This window comes from Geodermatophilus sp. SYSU D00698 (assembly GCF_054050335.1).
On record NZ_JBJGZD010000016.1, the window covers coordinates 51,979 to 68,708 of the forward strand.

The following is a 16,730-nucleotide window of genomic DNA, read 5'->3' on the forward strand; positions in this document are numbered from 1 at the left end:
CGCGGCGGATCCGCGCCTGGGACCGCGGGCCGTCGCGCCCTACGCTCGTCCGGCATGGCGACGGTCTTCGCCGGGATGGCGGCCAGCCTGGACGGCTTCATCCAGTCGAGGTCCGGGGACCTCGCGTGGCTCAACGACGCCATGGCCCCGGGTGAGGACTACGGCTTCGCGGAGACCGAGGCCCGCACCGGGGCCTACGTCGTCGGCGCGAACACGTACCGGGAGATGGGCACCGCCGGTGTCGGTGGCGTGCCGACCTGGGTGGTCACCCACGACGCCGACCTGCCGACCGGCCGGAACACGCACGCGTACGCCGGCGACCTGACCCGGCTGATCGACACCGTGCGGTCCCGGATCGACCCCGGCAGGGACATCTGCGTCTTCGGCGGCGGGCGGCTGGTGACCCAGCTCCTGCAGCTCGGGCTCGTCGACGAGCTGGGCGTGTCCGTCGTCCCCGTCGTCCTCGGGGACGGCGTGCCCTTCTTCGGCACGATGACGGGGAGCACCAGGCTCCGGCTGATCGAGTGCCACCCCTTCCCCTCCGGGATCGTGCTGCTCAACTACCGGGTGGTGCGCCCCTAGCCGGCGGCCCCGCCGTGCAGGGTGGGCCGGTAGACGAGCTCCTGGATGCGGCCGTCGAACGTCCGGCTCCCGAGCAGTTCGAGGTCGAAGTCGGCCGCGCCCGCGAAGACCGGCGCCGTCCCGGTCCGGCCGGTGATCACCGGGAAGACCGTCACCTGGACGCGGTCGACCAGGCCGGCGGCCATCAGCGCCCGGTTCACCGACAGGCTGCCGTGCGAGCGCAGCGGCACGGCGGACTCCTCCTTGAGCCGGGCGACGACGTCGACGGCGTCCCCGTGCTCGAGGGTCGCGTCGGGCCAGTCGAGGGGGCCCCGCAGCGTCGTCGACACGACCGTCGTCGGCATGGTCCGCATCCGGGTGTTCAGCGGGTCGGTGACCTGGGCCGGGTCCAGGAACTGCACGAACTCCCGGAAGGTGGTGGCCCCGAGGACCAGCCGCTGCTCCGCGCGGTACTGCGCGAGGCGGTGGTCGAGGAACTCCGGGCCCTCCTTGCCCCAGTAGCCGCCCCAGTCGCCGTCCTCGCCGTAGGAGCCGAAGCCGTCGAGGCTGCAGAAGACGTCGAAGGTGTAGGTGGCGGTCACGATGCCCTCCCCGGGTGCGGTCGGCCGGCTGCCGGCCGCCGGACGGCGTAGCGCAGCAGGACGACACCGTTGCCGAACCGCCGGTTCTCCACCAGCTCCAGGTCGGTCGGCTCGTCGGTGGTCTCGAAGAGCCGTCGACCGCGCCCGACGACGACGGGGTTGACGTAGAGCCGGTACTCGTCGACCAGGTCTAGCCGGCGGAAGGTCGCGGCCAGGTCGACCCCGCCGAGCGTCATGTCGCCGCCGGGCTGCTGCTGCAGTGCGCGGATCTCGTCGGGGTCCACCTCTGCCCGCAGCGAGGCGTTGGGGCCGACCTCCCGCAGCGTGCGGGAGAACACGATCTTCGGCACCGCCCGCCATATGCCGGCGAACTCGCGCATCGTCGGCGGGGCGTCCGGGTCCTGGTCGGCGGTCGGCCAGTACGCCTCCATGAGCTCGTAGGTGACCCGGCCCTCGAGGAAGGCGCTCTTGGTCGCGAGCTCCTCGTTGAAGTGCCCGTGCAGCTCCTCGTCGACGCGGTGCCAGCCCAGGTCGTGGTCCGGCCCCTCGAAGTAGCCGTCCAGCGACAGCATCATGTGCACGACGATCTTCCGCATCCGTCCTCCTGGTCTCCGCCGGTCCGGGAGCTCGGACCGGCGGACGCGGGCGATCTCATCGGTCCCGCCTCCCGGGAGCCGCCCCGGGGGACACGGCGGCGCGACCTCACACCGCCGGGCGCTGTGCCGGTACCTCCTGGAAGGCGCGGACCTCGATCCGCGCGCCGAGCGCCCGGGACGCCTTCGCCGCCCAGGAGACGGCCGCCGCCCGGTCCGGCGCCTCGACGACCCAGAAGCCGCCGAGGTACTCCGGCGCCTGCGTGTACGGCCCGTCGGTGAGGGCGAGGTCGTCCCCGGTGTGGTCGACGGTGACCGCGGTCGACGGCGGGTGCAGCCCACCGGCGAAGACCAGCGTGCCGGACGCCGCCAGCTCCTCCAGGAAGGCGCCGGCCGCCGCCAGGGCGGCCTCCAGCTCGGCGGGGTCCATCGTCGCCATCGTCGGTTCCTCGGCCGAGTCGTGCGGCATGGACAGCAGGTACTGCGTCACGGGTCCTCCCGGGTGGTCGCCGCGGCCCGTCCGGCCGCTCCACGAGAGGGACCCCGGTCGCCGCGGCGACTCATCGGTCGGGTCCCGTCGGTGGGGTCGCCTGGCGGCGACGCACCGGCAGCCACCCGCGACCGGGCCCGGACGACCGGACGCCGTCGACCCGGTCGTGCGCGGATCGGCGGAGGGGGGCGACGGACGAGTCGGCCTGCCGATCCGGGGCCGGGTGTTCACCGCCTGGTCTCGTACCTGGTCAGGAGCACGCCGCCGGGAAACGTCCGGGTCTCCACCAGGTCCAGGTCCACCCGGTCGTCCAGGGCCGTGAAGAACGGCGTGCCGCCGCCCACCAGGACCGGGTGGGTGACGAGCGCGTACTCGTCGATCAACCCGGCCCGCATGGCCGCCGCGGCGAGGGTGGCGCCACCGACGTCCATGGGACCGCCGTCCCCGGCCTTGAGCCGGGTGATCTCGGTGACGGCGTCGCCGGTGACCAGGCGGGCGTTCCCGTCGACCGCGCTGGTCGTCGAGGAGAACACCACCTTCGGCATGTCCCGCCAGCGGCGGGCGTACTCGATGTGCGCCGGTGTGGCGCCGGGCTGCTGGTCGGCGGTCGGCCAGTGGGAGCTCATCGTCTCCCACAGTCTGCGCCCGTACAGCGCCAGGCCCGTGGCCGCCACCCGGTCGGACCACCACTGGAACAGCTCGTCGCTCGGCACGCTCCAGCCGAGGTCGTCGCCGGGCGCGGCGGTGTAGCCGTCCAGGCTCAGGTTCATGGCGAAGGTCAGTCTCCGCATCGCATGGCCTCCCGTGGGTCGGTGTTCGGCGTACGGACCGACACGGCACGGAGAACTGACCGGTCCGGCCACACCGAGGGCCGGCCGACCACCGCGCCGAGCGGATGCCGCGTACGAGGAGGGGCGACGACCGGCACAGCGCCCCGTGGGACGGGTCGCAGCCTCGTCGTCCGGCCGCTCGACGTCCATGCCGGGGGCGCAGGGGCCGCGTGACGCGGGCCGGATCATCCCGGAGCCGATCGTCGTCAGCACCCGCAGCCGGGAAGAGGGCGAGCCGACCTCGGCCGACGATCGCCGTGACCGACCGACGTCATGACGCCCGCGACGACGTCGAGCCCGCTGCTCCGGCCTCTTGCCGCCCGGCTCGGTCTCCACCCGGAGGTCGGCAGAGCCTCCGGCCCTTCCACGCCGGCCTGCTCACCCGGCACGGGGGGGGTCGGTGACGACCGTCCAGGCCCGGCTCGGGCACGCCGGCGCCGCCGGGACGCTCGTCGCCTGCAGCCGGCTCTGGCCCGGCTCCGGCGACCGGCCGAGGGCCGCCGTCGACCCCGTTCCCGGCCGAGTGGCGGACCCCGCGCGGACCGGCGCCGCGCCCTGACCGCAGACCCGCAGGTCAGGGCGGGCGACGGACGAGTCGGCCTGTACGCCGGGTTCTGTCCTCGGGCGCCTCGCGGCCTCCCGATGGGCGGTCATCCATCTAGGCCCGCCGTTGCCGGCGGGCTCGAGCGGTCCACCCGCAGGCTCGGGCGGGCAGCCCTCGAACGCCTGCGCAGGACGGTGTCCGGTCGCCCGGCCACCGTCCCTTCTCGACCTTGCTCCGGGTGGGGTTTACCGAGCCGCACCGGTCACCCGGTGCGCTGGTGGTCTCTTACACCACCGTTTCACCCTCACCAGCAGCGGACTGCTGGCGGTCTGTTCTCTGTGGCACTGTCCCGCGGGTCACCCCGGGTCGCCGTTAGCGACCACCCTGCCCTGTGGAGCCCGGACGTTCCTCGGCGACGGGGTCTCCCCCGCCGACGCGACCGCCCAGCCGACTCGTCCGTCGTGCCGACCAGTCTACGGACCCCCTCAGCGGAACTGTTCAGTCCGCGCTGCGGGCTCCGGCGGACGCTCCTACGGTGGCTCCGTCCGGCCGGTCGTCACGTCCTCCACCGGGGGAACCGAGCCGGGTGCCGCCGAGTCGCGGCCACTGCGGTGGCCGTGAGCCGGGGACCCACCGCACCACCGGGGTGAGTCCCACCTCCCGGACCCGGGAGGGGGTAGGGCGCAGTTCCCCGCCCGAACCCGTCAGCTGACCCGGTAGGCGGCCACAGGAGAACGGAGATCCACCAGGGGGTGCGCCGACGGCGCCTGCCCCGGCGTGCCCCGCACTCTGCGACGAGCGCCGCGACCCGCCCACCTCCGCCGGTCGCCGCGCCTCCACGGACCGGAAACGACCGGCCTCGCGTCGGCCTGCCCTCCAGCAGCCGCCCGCCGCCCGGCCGCGTCCCGGCCCGTCCCGCAGGTCCCCCCACGCGACGGGTGACCGCCGAGCCACGGACGGCGCCACGCGGAACCGACGTCAGGAGCTCTCCTCGTCATGCCCTCGAACAGCAAGCGCACGATCCGCCGGACCCTCACGGCCGGCGCCCTCGCCGTCGCCTTCGGCCTCAGCGGCCAGTCGGTGGCCCAGGCCGACTGGGACGGCCCCCGCCGGGACGGGTCGAACGGCTGGTCCCAGGACCGGGGAGGAGCCGCGGCGCCCGCGCCAGCGGCCCCCGCCGCCCCCGCGGCCGCACCCGCCGCCCCCGCGGCGGTGTCCACGAACCTCAGCGGCGCGCCCACCGCCTCCTCGACCTCCTACAGCGCCTGGGCGGCGCACGTCCGCCCCGTCGTCGCCGAGGTCGCGCAGCGGTGCGGGGTGTCCACCGTGCTCACCCGTCCCGGGCACTCCCCCACCCAGCAGCTCGCCGCGGACTTCATGGTCTACGCCGACTCCGCCAAGGGGAACGCCGTCGCCCAGTACGTCCTCGACAACGCCGCGCGCATGGGCGTCGACTACGTCATCTGGAAGCAGCGGATCTTCGTGATCGGGAGCTCCGGCTGGCGGGCGATGGAGGACCGCGGGTCCCCCACCGCCAACCACATGGACCACGTCCACGTGAGCTTCAACCCCTGACCGGCCCGGACGCGGCCCCGGGCGCACCCCGGGGCCGCGTCCGGCCTCAGCCGGCGTACAGCGCGAAGCCGGCCACCCGCCGGCCGTCGACGACCGGGGTCGCCGTGTCGACCTGTCGCCGGGCCTGCTCCTCGACCGGGTCGGCCGACAGCGCCTGCAGGTAGCGGCGGTGCTCGGCCAGCGAGGCCACCGCCCGGTCGACGACGTCGGTCACGTCGACGGTGTGCGTGACCCCCACCGGCGTGGAGACGGCGGTCCAGCGCACCCCGCGCCAGGGCTCCGGGTCGGCGAGCTCGGCGAAGATCCACTCGTTGGCCGCGTCGCCGACGGCGTCGACCACCGCCCGGCCCAGCACCCGGTGGTCGGCGCTGTTCCAGTAGCCGAGCGGGGCGCCCGGCGGCGTCCACGTGTCGCCGAAGTGCAGCGTGACCACGAGGTCGGGGCGGTGCCGCCGGATCGCCGCCGCGACCGCCCGCCGCAGGTCCAGCCCCTCGGTCAGCCGCCCGTCGGGGTGGCCGAGGAACTCGACCACCGACACGCCGACCACCGCGGCCGCGGCCCGCTGCTCGCGCTCGCGCAGCGGCCCGGCGGCCTCCGGCGGCAGCCCGGCGATGCCGGCCTCGCCGCTGGTGGCCATCACGTACCGGACGTCGCGCCCGGCCGCCGTCCACGCCGCGACGGCGGCCGCGCAGCCGTACTCCACGTCGTCGGGGTGGGCGGCGACGACCAGGGCGCGCTGCCAGTCCTCGGGGAACGCCTCCGTCATGCGGGCAGTCTGCCCGCGGCCGCTGACGCTCAGCGCCCCCGGGCCACCCGGAGCGCCGCGGCGGTCATCGGCACCTGCAGCAGCAGCCGGACCGCCGCCGCGGCCAGCACCACCGGGCGCCCGCGCGCCACGCGGAGGTGGTGCAGGTGGGCCGGCACGAACGACGCCAGGAGCGCGGCCGCGGCCCGTCCCCCGGCCCGGCGGCTCGCCGGCGCGGCCAGCAGCGCGGCGGTGCCGACCTCGGCGACCCCGCTGCCGAGCACCCAGGCGCGGGCGTCGCCGAGCTCGGGTGGCACCAGCCACTCGAACGTCCGCGGCCGCACCAGGTGCAGCACGCCGGAGCCGCCGAGGGCGGCGGCCAGCCAGGTCGCCGGGGCGGGGAGTCGCACCCATCGACCGTAGGCTGGCGCCCCGTGACGGCCGCGGACCTCCTGATCGCGGCCGCGGTGGCCCTGGGCGCGGGAGCGGTCAACTCGATCGCCGGCGGCGGGTCCCTGATCCTCTTCCCCACCCTCGTCGGGCTGGGCCTGGGCACCGTGGCGGCCAACGTCACCAACTCGGTGGCGCAGTGGCCGGGCTACCTCGGCGGGATGGCCGGGTTCCGCCGCGAGTACGCCGGTCAGCGCGACCGGCTGGTGCGGCTCGGTGCGGTCTCGGCGCTGGGCGGCGTCGCCGGCAGCGTGCTGCTGCTGACCACGCCGAGCGAGGCGTTCGACGTCGTCGTGCCCGTGCTCGTGCTGCTGGCCAGCCTGCTGCTCGCGGTGCAGCCGCTGCTCACCCGCCGGCTGCGCGACCGCGACGACGGCGCCGTCCGCGACCCGTGGTGGCTGTACCTCGCGCTGTTCCTCGCCACCGTCTACGGCGGCTACTTCGGCGGCGCGCTCGGCGTCATCCTCGTCGGGGTGCTCGGGACGGCACTGCACCGGCTGCCGCTGGCCAACGCGCTGAAGTCGGCGTTCTCCGCGGTGACGGCGACGGTCACGCTGGTCGTGTTCGGCGTCTTCGGGCCGGTGGCCTGGCAGGTGGTCGCCGTCGCGGCGCCGGCCAGCCTGGTCGGCGGGTTCCTCGGCGCACGGGTGGCCGGCCGCATCCCCGCGACGCCGCTGCGGGTGCTGATCGTGGTCTTCGGCGTCGCGGTGTCCGTCTACCTCTTCACGCGGATCTGAGCGTCACTCACCGCCGCGGCCGGGCTCGCCGATGGCGATCATCGCCTCGACGGCGCGGCGGGCGCGGGCGGCGGTCTCCGGGTCGACGTCGACGGCGCCCTCGCCGGTGCGCAGCGTGTGCAGCAGCTTGGCCGGGGTGATCATCTTCATGTAGCGGCAGGCCGCGCGGCTGTTCATCGGGATGAACGACGTCCCGCTGTTGAGCGCCCGCAGCTGGTGCAGGATGCCGACCTCGGTGGCGACGAGCACCTGGCCCGACGAGGTCCGCGCCGCGGCCTCGACCATGCCGCCGGTGGACAGGACGCGGGTGCGGTCGGCGGGCAGGTCGCCGTGGCTGACCAGGTCGAGCACCGAGGTGGTGCAGCCGCACTCGGGGTGCACGAGGATCTCGGCGTCCGGGTGCGCGGCCACCTGCGCGCGGACGTCGGCCGGGCTGATGCCCGCGTGCACGTGGCACTCGCCCGCCCACACGTGGATGTTCGACCGCCCGGTCACGCGCTTGACGTGCGCGCCGAGGAACTGGTCGGGGCAGAACAGGACCTCGCGGTCCTCGGGGATGGACCGGATGACGTCGGCGGCGTTCGACGAGGTGCAGCAGACGTCGGTCTCCGCCTTCACCGCCGCGGTGGTGTTGACGTAGCTGACGACGACGGCGCCCGGGTGCTGGGCCTTCCACTCGCGCAGCTGCTCGGCGGTGATCGAGTCGGCCAGGGAGCAGCCGGCGGCGTGGTCGGGCAGCAGCACCGTCTTGTCCGGCGAGAGGATCTTCGCCGTCTCGGCCATGAAGTGGACGCCGCAGAACACGATCTCGCGGGCGTCGGTCTGCGCCGCGACCCGCGACAGGTGGAGGGAGTCGCCGGTGAAGTGGGCGACGTCCTGGATCTCGGGCACCTGGTAGTTGTGCGCGAGCACCACCGCACCGCGCTCGTCGGCGAGCCGGCGGACCTCTGCCGCCCAGTTCTCGTACTCGGCGGCCGACAGGGTGCGCTCGTCGCCGGCGACGGTGGGGGTGGCGGGCGCGATGGTCGCGGTCACGGGGCTCCTCGGAGTGCGGGGGGCTCATCGTCCCCGGAGCGCCGCGGCGGGCGGCGGCGGGGGTGTCCGGTGCAACACCGGGCCGCCCGGCCCACTTCCCGCTCCGGGGCGTCAGCGACGCACGTCGTAGACCAGGTGGGTCACCCGCCTGCCCTGCACCACCACCGGGTCCTCGAACTGGATCTCCGGCGGGCCGCCGGCGCCGAAGTACGGCCGCCCCGAGCCCAGGACCACCGGGACCAGCGCCAGCACCACCCGGTCGACCAGGCCCGCGCGCAGCGCCTGCCCGCCGACGTCCCCGGCGCTCACCGTGACGTCCCGGTCGCCGGCGAGCTCCCTCGCCCGCCCGATCGCGGCCGGCACGTCGGGCGCGAAGGTGAACGGCGCGGTGGCGCGGTGCGGCCAGTCGTCGGCCGGCCGGTGGGTGACCACGACGACGTGCTCGCCGTTGGGGGGCACGCCGCCCCAGCCGTCGGTGATGTCGAACAGCCGGCGCCCGCAGACCATGACGCCCACCCACGTCGCCATGTCGGTGAGGAACTCCGCCGTCTCCGCGGTCACGCGGAAGGGCCGGTCCGGGTCGCTGAAGGTCATCTCGACGTCGCCGTTGGCGTACCAGTCGAACAGCGGCCCGGGCATGTCGTCGTCCCGCCCGACGTACCCGTCCAGCGACACCGCCGCGAACAGCACCACCCGGCCCATGGCGCACCTCCTCGCTCCCGGCTCCGGGGCGGAGCCGCCTGCAGGGGAGACCGGCGGGCGTTCGTCAACTCATCGGTTGAGTGTCCTCAGCGCAGGTGGGCGGTGTCGTTCACCAGCCGGACCGAGGTGCGGCCGTCGGAGCTCCACGCCACCGTCGACAGCGACGCCGCCTCGAGGAACACCCGGTGCACCACCTCGTCGCCGGCGCCGAGGCCCGCGGCGAGCAGCAGCTTGATCGGGGTCACGTGGCTGACCACGAGCACCGTCCTCCCGGCGTGCCGCTCGAGCAGCCGCTCCCGGGCGCGGCCGACGCGGCGCGACACGTCGGCCACCGACTCGCCGCCCGGCGCGGCCACCGTCACGTCGCTCGCGAAGCGGCGGGCGGCCAGCGGGTGCCGCTGCTGCGCCTCGGTGGCGGTGAGCCCCTCGAGGTCGCCGAAGTCGAGCTCGACCAGGTCGTCGTCGAGCTCCACCGGCAGGCCCAGCGCGCCGGCCACGACCTCCGCGGTCTCCCGCGTGCGGCGCAGCGGCGAGGCGACGACGACCTCGATGCCCAGCTCCTTCGCCCGCACCGCGGCCGCCTCGGCCTCCGCGCGCCCGGTGACCGACAGCGGCAGGTCGTTGCGGCCGCTGTACCGCCGCTCGGGGGTGTGCTCGGTGCGCCCGTGCCGCAGCAGGTGCGTCACCGTGGTCACCGGCGGCGCGGGTTCGGCGGCCGGCTGGACGTCGTCCTCCACCACGGTCGGCTCGGCGGCGAGGTCGCGGTGCACCGGCCGGCCGTCCATCGCGCTGTTGGCGAGCGCGTCGGCGGCGCCGTTCTGCGCGCGCGGCACCCAGGTGTAGCGGACGCTGCCCAGCTGCCGGGCGAGATCGCGGGCCTGGACGGCGAGCTTCTGCATGTCCGGGTGCTTGATCTTCCAGCGCCCCGACATCTGCTCGACGACGAGCTTGGAGTCCATCCGCACCTCGACGTCGGCGCTCGCGCCTCCGCCGCCGCAGACGTCCAGCGCCGCCTGCAGCCCGGCCACCAGCCCGCCGTACTCGGCGACGTTGTTCGTCGCCCGGCCGACCGACGCCGCGCGCTCGGCGAGCACCCGCCCGGTGGCGGCGTCGCGCACCAGCGCGCCGTAGCCGGCCGGGCCCGGGTTGCCCCGCGAGCCGCCGTCGGCCTCGACGACGAGACGGCGGGTCACAGGCCCGACTCGGCGGTGCGCACGAGGATCCGGCCGCAGTTCTCGCAGCGGACCACCTCGTGCGGGTCGGCGTTGCGGACGGCGGCGAGTTCCCGGCCGTTCAGCTCGATCCGGCAGCCCTGGCACTGCCGGGCCTTGAGCACCGCCGCGCCGGTGGTGCCGGTCTGGGTGCGGATGCGGTCGTACAGCGCCAGCAGCGGGGCGGAGATCCCGCCGGTGACCTCCGCGCGCTTCGCCTCGTGCCGGGCGGTGGAGTCGGCGATGTCGGCGAGGGCGTCGTCGCGCAGCTGCTCGGCCCGCTCCCGGTCGGCGACGGCGGCGGCACGCCCGGTCTGGGCGTCGGCCAGCGCGGCGTCGGCGGTCTCCCGGCGCTCCATGAGCTCGAGCACCTGGTCCTCGAGGTCGGACTGCCGCCGGGCGAGCGACTGCAGCTCCGACTGCAGCGAGGTGATCTCCTTCGGCGTCGCCGCCCCGGAGTCGATCCGCGACCGGTCGCGGTCGGCCCGCTGCCGGACGGTGTCGACGTCGGCCTCGAGCCGCCGCTGCTCGCGGTCGAGGTCGCGCACCTCGGTCTCCGCGCGGACCTCGGCCTCGGCGAAGGTGCGTTCGGACTCCGCGGCGGCCTCGACCGCGGCGACCTCCGGCAGCGTGCGCTTCCGGTGGGCGAGCTGGGTGAGCGCGACGTCCTCGTCGGCCAGGGCCAGCAGCTTCTGCTGCTCGAAGTGGTCGGCCTTCACCCGCTCAACCTACCTGCGGCCGGTCGCCTCCCCCGTCGTGCCGCGGGCCGTGCCGGGCGGCGCGGACTCCAGCGGGTCGGGGAGATCGCGGAAGGTCGGGTCCTCCCGCTCGGCGGTGTAGTCGCTCTCCGCCGTCCCGTCGACGCCGTCGTCCACCTTGGCCGCGCGCAGCGCCATCGTCGCCAGCACCGTGACGACCAGGTTGACCAGCAGCGCGAGGAAGCCCGCGTAGACGCTGGACTGGGCGTCCAGGCCCAGCTTGGACAGGGCGAACGCCGACCCGCCGAAGTGCTCGCGGAGGACCGTGCCGTCCGGCGCCAGCCGCGGGATGTTGTAGAGCATCAGCAGGCCCGCGGCCATGCCCGCGACCCACCCGGCGATGAGCGCGCCGCGGTGCAGCCAGCGGGTGTAGAGGCCGAGGGCGACCGCGGGCAGCGTCTGCAGGATGATCACGCCGCCGATGAGCTGCAGGTCGATGGAGAACTGCGGGTCGATGAACAGGATCGCCGCGACCGCGCCGACCTTCACCACCAGCGAGGTCACCTTGGCGACCTGCGCCTCCTGCCTCGGCGTGGCGTCCTTCTTGAGGAACTCCTTGTAGATGTTGCGGGTGAACAGGTTCGCCGCGGCGATCGACATGATCGCCGCCGGGACCAGCGCGCCGATGCCGATGGCGGCGAAGGCGATGCCGGCGAACCAGCTCGGGAACATCTCCTGGAACAGCACCGGGACGACGGTGTTGCCGTCCTCGCCGATCGGCGTCACCCCGGCCGCGATCGCCATGAAGCCCAGCAGCGCGATGAAGCCCAGCGCCAGGCTGTAGACCGGCAGCGCGCTCATGTTGCGCTTGAGCACGTCGCGGTTGCTGGCCGCGAGGACGCCGGTGATCGAGTGCGGGTAGAGGAACAGCGCGAGCGCCGACCCCAGGGCCAGCGTCGCGTACTGCCACTGCCCGGTGCCCGGCAGCAGCACGCCCGCGCCGGTGCCGGCGGAGAACTTCTCCTCGGCCGCGCCGAAGATCACGTCCCAGCCGCCGAGCTTCACCGGGATGACGATCACCGCGACGATGATCGTCAGGTAGATGAGGGTGTCCTTGACGAACGCGATGAGCGCCGGCGCCCGCAGCCCCGAGTTGTAGGTGTACAGCGCCAGGATCACGAACGCGACGATCAGCGGGAGCTCGCCCTCCACGCCCATCGCCTTGAGGATCGCCTCGATGCCGACGAGCTGGAGGGCGATGTAGGGCATCGTCGCGACGATCCCGGTGAGGGCCACGAGCAGCGCCATCGTCGGGGAGTCGAACCGGGCGCGCACGAAGTCCGCCGGCGTCACGAACCCGCGCACGTGGCTGACCGACCACAGCCGGATGACGACCAGGAACACCAGCGGGTAGATCACGACCGTGTACGGGACGGCGAAGAACCCGGCCGCGCCGGCGCCGAACATCAGCGCGGGGACGGCGACGAACGTGTAGGCGGTGTAGAGGTCGCCGCCCAGCAGGAACCAGGTGATCCAGGTGCCGAAGCTGCGCCCGCCCAGCCCCCACTCGTCCAGGTGCATGAGGTTCTCGGCCCGCCGCCAGCGCGAGGCGACGAACCCCATGACCGTGACGACCAGGAACAGGACGATGACGATCGTCAGCTCGACGACGTTGACCCCGTCCACGGCTCAGCGCTCCCTGTCCCGCTCGATGGCGGCGCGGGCGGCGGCCCGCTCCTCCGGGCCGCGCCGGGTGGCCCGGTAGACGACCACGGTGGTCAGCACGCCCAGCCCGACGAACAGCAGCTGCACCCAGTAGAAGAACGGCCAGCCGAAGAGGGTCGGCTCGACGCGGTTGTAGAACGGCACGATCAGCGGCACCACGATCGGCACCAGCAGCAGCCAGTTCCAGGGGCTGCGGTCGCTCCTCCGGGGGACCGCGCCTCCCGTCGGCGGTCGTTCGGCGGTGGCCACGGCGCCCTCCCCGTCTCAGCCGGCCGTGCGGGCCGGGTCCCCTCCTGCCGACCGGCCCCGGTGCACCGTCCACGGGTCGGTGCGGCGCCGGGAGGCGACCGCCTCGACCCTGCCGGACAGGTCCGTGGCCAGCACGTCGGCGACCACGGGGACCCAGGGCCACTCGGAGGCGAAGTGTGCCACGTCACACAAGGCGGGGCCCCCGTCCTCCCGCGCCTCGGACGCGGGGTGGTGCCGCAGGTCGCTGGTGAGGAGGACGTCGGCGCCGGCCGCCGTCGCCTCGGGCAGCAGCGAGCCGCCGCTGCCCCCGCAGACGGCGACGGTGCGCACCGGCCGGTCCGGGTCCCCGGCCGCGCGGACCCCGCCGGCGGTCTCCGGCAGGACCTCCGCGGCGAGCGCGGCGAAGCCGGCCAGCGTGGTCGGCCGCGGCAGCTCCCCCACCCGGCCGAGCCCGGCGCGGGAGCCGGGCGCCACCGGCTGCAGCGGGCGGGTGCCGGTCAACCCGAGGACGGCGGCCAGCGCGTCGTTGACGCCGGCGTCGGGGGCGCGGTCGGCGTTGGTGTGCGCGACGAACAGCCCGCAGCCGGCGCGGACCAGCCGGTGCACCAGCCGCCCCTTCGGGTCGTCGGCGGGGACGCCGTGCACCGGGGCCAGGAACAGCGGGTGGTGGGTGACCAGCAGCCCGGCGCCGAGCTCGAGCGCCTCGTCGACGACGGTGGCCACCGGGTCGACGGCGACCAGCACGCGCTCCACCGGGTCGGCGGGGTCCCCGCAGACCAGGCCGACGGCGTCCCAGCCCTCCGCGAGCGCCGGGTCGTACCGGGCCTCCAGCGTGGCGACGACCTCGCCCAGGGTGGCGGTCACGGGCGCCGACGCTAGCCGAGCGCCGTCCCGCCTCCGTCGGCCGCGGGTGGCAGGCTCCGGACCGTGGCCGACAGGTCGCTGCGCGCACCCGCGTGGCTCGAGGAGCTGCTCCGCACCACTCCCCCACCCGTGCCGTGGCGCGACGTCGTCCGGTTCGCCGTCGTCGTGCCCGCGCCGCTGGCCGTGGCCCTCGCCGTCGGCGGGCGGACGGCGCTCGGCGCCGGCGTCTTCGCCACCACCGGGGCGCTCGCGGCCACCCTCGCCCCGCAGGGCGGCCCGCTGCGCGACCGGCTGCGCCGCACCGCCGCCGCGGTCGGCCTCGGCGCGGTCGGCCTGGTCGCCGGGCAGTTCGCGAGCGGCGGCGGCGTGCTGCCGGTGGTGGTCGTGGCGGTGCTGTCGGTGGCCGCGGCGGTGATCAGCGCGGTCAACTCGGCGATGTCGCTGGGCGCGCTGCAACTGCTGGTCTACACCGCGCTGGCGTCGGGGCTGGTGACGCCGCTGCCCGCGGCGGCCGAGGTGGCGTTCTTCGCCGCCGGGGCGGCCTGGGCGACGCTGGCCACCCTGGTGCAGGCCGCGACCGAGCCCAGCGACCCCGACCGCAGCGCCGTCGCCGCGGTGTTCACCCGGATCGCCGGGCTGCTCACCGCCGTGGGCACCGAGGGCACCGACGACGCCCGCCGCGAGCTCACCACCGCGCTCAACGCCGCCTACGACCGGGTCATCCGCACCCGTAGCCTCGCCGCCGGGCGCAACCGGCAGCTGTCGGAGCTGGCCGGCGTCCTCAACGCCGCCGCCCCGCTGGTGGAGGCCGCGGTCGCCGCCGCCCGCACCGGGGTGCACGCCGACCCGCACGACGTGACGGCGGTGCACGCCCTCGCCGCCGCCGTCTCCGGCAGCCGCGAGCTGCCCGACGAGCGCCCGCCCGCCCTCGACGAGGGGCCCGCCGTCCGCCGCGCGGTGCGCCACGGGGTGCGGCTGGCCTGGGCCGTCGTCGGCGACCCCGAGGAGCGTGCGGGAGCCGCCGTCACCCCGCCCCGGCCGCCCTGGCGGGACCGGCTGCGCGACCTCGCCGACCGCACGCTCGGCAGCACCGACACCCGCGAGTTCGCCCTCCGGCTGACGCTGTGCATGACCATCGCGGAGGTCGCCCGCCAGCTGCTGCCCATCGAGCGGCCCTACTGGGTGCTGCTCACCGTCGCGATCGTGCTCAAGCCCGACTACGGGTCGGTGTTCACCCGGGCGGTGCAGCGCGGCGCGGGCACCCTGCTCGGCGTCCTCATCGGCTCGCTGCTGCTGTCGGTGCTGCCCCGCGACGGGTGGGTGGTGGTCGCCATGGCCGTCGCCGCCGGGCTGCTGCCGTGGGCGCGCGGCGCCAACTTCGGCCTGTTCTCGGTCTTCCAGACGCCGGTGATCATCCTGTTGCTCGACCTCGCCGTCCCCGGCGGGCCGGAGCTGGTCGGCGCCCGGCTGGTGGACACCCTCATCGGCTGCGCGATCGTGCTGGTCGCGGGCTACCTGCTGTGGCCGCAGACCTGGCGGGCGCCGCTGGAGGACGCCCTGCGCGCGGCCGCGCTGGCGCTGGACGCCTTCGTCGGCGCCGCGTTCGGCGCGGACCCGGTCGCGCGCCGACGCGCCCGCCGCGCGACCTACCGGGCGCTCACCGAGCTGCACACCCAGCTGCAGCGCCGGCTGGCCGAGCCGCCGCCGATCAGCACCCGCGCCGGCGCCTGGTGGCCGGTCATCGTGCAGCTGGAGCGGACCGCCGACGCCGTCACCGAGGCGGTCATCGCCGTCAACGGCGGGGAGCCCGGGCCCGACCCGTCCCAGGTGGCGGTGCTGCGGCGGGCGCTGCGCGAGCTGGAGGACGACGTCCGCGCGCACCGGGTGCCCGACGACGCCGAGATCCACGCCGACGGCGTCCTGGCCCCGGTCGCCCGCGAGGTCGACGCCGCCCGCCGGCTGGTCCGCGACGCCGCCCCCGGCCGCCGCCCCGAGACCGCGGCGCCCGGGAGCTGAGCCCCGGTCGCCCCCACGGGACCGCGGCGCCCGGCGGCTGAGTCGCCGCTGCCCGCGAGCTGCGCTGTCATGGACGGGTGCCACTCCGCCGTCATCGCCCCGCGCCCGTCCCGCCCCGCATCCCGGTCGTCCCGGGGATCGACGGACCGCCCCCGCCGGGCTCGCGCACCGTCCGCACCGACGACGGCGTGGACCTGCACGTGGAGTTCGACGGACCCGAGGACGCCCCGGTCACCGTGGTCTTCTGCCACGGCTTCACCGCCCGCCTCGGCGAGTTCCAGCTGCAGGTCGAGGCGATCCGCGACCGCGCCCGCGTCGTGCTGTGGGACCAGCGCGGCCACGGCCGGTCCCGCTGGGTCGACCCGCGGACGGCGACCATCGACCGCACCGCCCGCGACCTCGGCCAGGTGCTCGACGCCGTCGTCCCCGCCGGGCGGCCGGTGGTGCTCGCCGGCCACTCCATGGGCGGCATGACGATCATGGCGCTGGCCCGGCAGCGGCCCGAGCTGTTCGGCACCCGCGTCGTCGGCGCGTTCCTGCTGGCCACCTCGGCCGGCGGCCTGGTCGCCCGCGGGCTCCTGGGGTTCGCGGTGAAGGCGATGCGCACGCTGCACCTGCTGGGCCTCTACCTGTGGTGGCTGCGGCTGCTGGCCCCCGGGCTGGAGCGGCTGCGGCGGCGCGGCACGCGGCTGGGCCACCGGTTCACCCGCCGCTACCTGTTCGGCCGCGACGACGCCACGCGCGAGGCCGTCCGCGTCGTGCAGGCGATGCTCGAGGAGACGCCGCTGACGGTGACCATGGCCTTCTACGGCACCTTCCTCGACCACGACGAGACGGCGTCGCTGCCGGTGCTCGGGCGGGTCCCGTGCACCGTCGTCGCCGCCGAGTACGACCGGCTGACCCCCGCCGACCACGGCCGGCAACTGGCCGAGGGGATCGGCGAGCGGGCCGAGCTGGTCGTCGTCCCGGGCGCCGGGCACAGCGTCAACCTCACCCGCACCGCCGTCGTCGACCGCGCCCTCACCGACCTGCTCGACCGGGTGGCAGCGGCTGGCCCCGGCAGCGTCCGGCAGGCAGGCTGACCGCGGACCTGCCTACCGTGT

The 16,730-nt window shown here is 75.6% G+C and carries 18 protein-coding genes, 1 other RNA gene and 1 riboswitch; of the genes, 5 read left to right on the forward strand and 14 right to left on the reverse strand.

All coding sequences use genetic code 11. The features are described 5' to 3' along the window. Positions 1 to 54: 54 nt before the first annotated feature. Positions 55 to 582: a dihydrofolate reductase family protein gene (locus tag ACI8AB_RS15345; RefSeq protein WP_456950805.1), complete on the forward strand. Its 528-nt coding sequence runs from the start codon at positions 55 to 57 to the stop codon at positions 580 to 582. On the opposite strand, the gene ACI8AB_RS15350 is transcribed toward ACI8AB_RS15345, so the two are convergent. The 5 genes from ACI8AB_RS15350 to rnpB all read right to left on the reverse strand — a co-directional run bounded on the left by ACI8AB_RS15350 (position 579) and on the right by rnpB (position 4,075). Next, positions 579 to 1,163: a dihydrofolate reductase family protein gene (locus ACI8AB_RS15350; protein ID WP_456950806.1), complete on the reverse strand. Its 585-nt coding sequence runs from the start codon at positions 1,161 to 1,163 to the stop codon at positions 579 to 581. The genes ACI8AB_RS15345 and ACI8AB_RS15350 overlap by 4 nt on opposite strands. Then, entirely contained in the window at positions 1,160 to 1,759 is a 600-nt protein-coding gene (locus tag ACI8AB_RS15355) for a dihydrofolate reductase family protein (protein WP_456950807.1), read from the reverse strand. Before ACI8AB_RS15355 ends, ACI8AB_RS15350 begins: the two co-directional genes overlap by 4 nt. 106 nt (positions 1,760 to 1,865) lie before the next feature. Beyond that, positions 1,866 to 2,246 (reverse strand): YciI family protein, encoded by a 381-nt coding sequence (locus ACI8AB_RS15360; protein WP_456950808.1) that lies wholly within the window; start codon positions 2,244 to 2,246, stop codon positions 1,866 to 1,868. A gap of 227 nt (positions 2,247 to 2,473) precedes the next feature. Then, the gene (locus ACI8AB_RS15365) at positions 2,474 to 3,037 is read right to left on the reverse strand and encodes a dihydrofolate reductase family protein (protein ID WP_456950809.1); all 564 of its coding nucleotides are present in this window, start codon (positions 3,035 to 3,037) and stop codon (positions 2,474 to 2,476) included. Between the two features lie 626 nt (positions 3,038 to 3,663). Then, an RNA gene (rnpB, locus tag ACI8AB_RS15370) (RNase P RNA component class A) lies at positions 3,664 to 4,075 on the reverse strand. 125 nt (positions 4,076 to 4,200) lie between these two features. Continuing rightward, positions 4,201 to 4,358: riboswitch (cyclic di-AMP (ydaO/yuaA leader) on the forward strand. A 258-nt stretch (positions 4,359 to 4,616) separates the two neighbouring features. Here rnpB and ACI8AB_RS15375 point away from each other — a divergent pair. Next, a complete protein-coding gene (locus tag ACI8AB_RS15375) occupies positions 4,617 to 5,195 on the forward strand; it encodes a hypothetical protein (RefSeq protein ID WP_456950810.1) in 579 nt (192 codons plus the stop codon). Positions 5,196 to 5,241: 46 nt separating this feature from the next. Here ACI8AB_RS15375 and ACI8AB_RS15380 read toward each other — a convergent pair whose 3' ends face one another. After that, the gene (locus ACI8AB_RS15380; protein ID WP_456902699.1) at positions 5,242 to 5,961 is read right to left on the reverse strand and encodes a PIG-L deacetylase family protein; all 720 of its coding nucleotides are present in this window, start codon (positions 5,959 to 5,961) and stop codon (positions 5,242 to 5,244) included. Positions 5,962 to 5,990: 29 nt separating this feature from the next. Then, the gene (locus ACI8AB_RS15385) at positions 5,991 to 6,350 is read right to left on the reverse strand and encodes a DoxX family protein (protein ID WP_456950811.1); all 360 of its coding nucleotides are present in this window, start codon (positions 6,348 to 6,350) and stop codon (positions 5,991 to 5,993) included. Between the two features lie 24 nt (positions 6,351 to 6,374). Here ACI8AB_RS15385 and ACI8AB_RS15390 point away from each other — a divergent pair, with 24 nt between their 5' ends. After that, positions 6,375 to 7,127, forward strand: coding sequence for a sulfite exporter TauE/SafE family protein (locus tag ACI8AB_RS15390; protein WP_456950812.1), 753 nt, complete (start codon positions 6,375 to 6,377; stop codon positions 7,125 to 7,127). 3 nt (positions 7,128 to 7,130) lie between these two features. Here ACI8AB_RS15390 and nadA read toward each other — a convergent pair whose 3' ends face one another. From nadA to ACI8AB_RS15425, 7 genes are all read right to left on the reverse strand, one after another. Continuing rightward, the gene (nadA, locus tag ACI8AB_RS15395; protein ID WP_387984788.1) at positions 7,131 to 8,162 is read right to left on the reverse strand and encodes a quinolinate synthase NadA; all 1,032 of its coding nucleotides are present in this window, start codon (positions 8,160 to 8,162) and stop codon (positions 7,131 to 7,133) included. Between the two features lie 111 nt (positions 8,163 to 8,273). Further along, on the reverse strand, positions 8,274 to 8,864 hold the full coding sequence (locus tag ACI8AB_RS15400; RefSeq protein ID WP_456950813.1) for a dihydrofolate reductase family protein: 591 nt from the start codon (positions 8,862 to 8,864) through the stop codon (positions 8,274 to 8,276). An 86-nt stretch (positions 8,865 to 8,950) separates the two neighbouring features. Beyond that, complete coding sequence (locus tag ACI8AB_RS15405) at positions 8,951 to 10,057, reverse strand: bifunctional RNase H/acid phosphatase (RefSeq protein ID WP_456950814.1); 1,107 nt, start codon at positions 10,055 to 10,057, stop codon at positions 8,951 to 8,953. Then, complete coding sequence (locus ACI8AB_RS15410; RefSeq protein WP_456950815.1) at positions 10,054 to 10,794, reverse strand: zinc ribbon domain-containing protein; 741 nt, start codon at positions 10,792 to 10,794, stop codon at positions 10,054 to 10,056. The genes ACI8AB_RS15405 and ACI8AB_RS15410 overlap by 4 nt, the downstream gene beginning before the upstream one ends. A 9-nt stretch (positions 10,795 to 10,803) precedes the next feature. Further along, a complete protein-coding gene (gene mctP, locus ACI8AB_RS15415; RefSeq protein ID WP_456950816.1) occupies positions 10,804 to 12,459 on the reverse strand; it encodes a monocarboxylate uptake permease MctP in 1,656 nt (551 codons plus the stop codon). Positions 12,460 to 12,462: 3 nt separating this feature from the next. Next, the gene (locus ACI8AB_RS15420) at positions 12,463 to 12,747 is read right to left on the reverse strand and encodes a DUF3311 domain-containing protein (protein ID WP_456950817.1); all 285 of its coding nucleotides are present in this window, start codon (positions 12,745 to 12,747) and stop codon (positions 12,463 to 12,465) included. 15 nt (positions 12,748 to 12,762) lie between these two features. Beyond that, complete coding sequence (locus ACI8AB_RS15425) at positions 12,763 to 13,611, reverse strand: Nif3-like dinuclear metal center hexameric protein (protein WP_456950818.1); 849 nt, start codon at positions 13,609 to 13,611, stop codon at positions 12,763 to 12,765. Positions 13,612 to 13,674: 63 nt separating this feature from the next. On the opposite strand from ACI8AB_RS15425, the gene ACI8AB_RS15430 reads away from it, so the two are divergent. Both ACI8AB_RS15430 and ACI8AB_RS15435 read left to right on the forward strand, forming a co-directional pair. Continuing rightward, complete coding sequence (locus ACI8AB_RS15430) at positions 13,675 to 15,627, forward strand: FUSC family protein (RefSeq protein ID WP_456950819.1); 1,953 nt, start codon at positions 13,675 to 13,677, stop codon at positions 15,625 to 15,627. A gap of 188 nt (positions 15,628 to 15,815) precedes the next feature. Then, the gene (locus ACI8AB_RS15435; protein ID WP_456950820.1) at positions 15,816 to 16,709 is read left to right on the forward strand and encodes an alpha/beta fold hydrolase; all 894 of its coding nucleotides are present in this window, start codon (positions 15,816 to 15,818) and stop codon (positions 16,707 to 16,709) included. Positions 16,710 to 16,730: the final 21 nt, after the last annotated feature.

Excerpts from the sequence above, each read along its gene's own strand:
- ACI8AB_RS15375 (WP_456950810.1), top strand. The coding sequence starts at position 4,617 with ATGCCCTCGAACAGCAAGCGCACGATCCGCCGGACCCTCACGGCCGGC.
- ACI8AB_RS15365 (WP_456950809.1), bottom strand. The coding sequence starts at position 3,037 with ATGCGGAGACTGACCTTCGCCATGAACCTGAGCCTGGACGGCTACACC.
- ACI8AB_RS15400 (WP_456950813.1), bottom strand. The coding sequence starts at position 8,864 with ATGGGCCGGGTGGTGCTGTTCGCGGCGGTGTCGCTGGACGGGTACGTC.
- ACI8AB_RS15345 (WP_456950805.1), top strand. The coding sequence starts at position 55 with ATGGCGACGGTCTTCGCCGGGATGGCGGCCAGCCTGGACGGCTTCATC.
- ACI8AB_RS15355 (WP_456950807.1), bottom strand. The coding sequence starts at position 1,759 with ATGCGGAAGATCGTCGTGCACATGATGCTGTCGCTGGACGGCTACTTC.
- ACI8AB_RS15380 (WP_456902699.1), bottom strand. The coding sequence starts at position 5,961 with ATGACGGAGGCGTTCCCCGAGGACTGGCAGCGCGCCCTGGTCGTCGCC.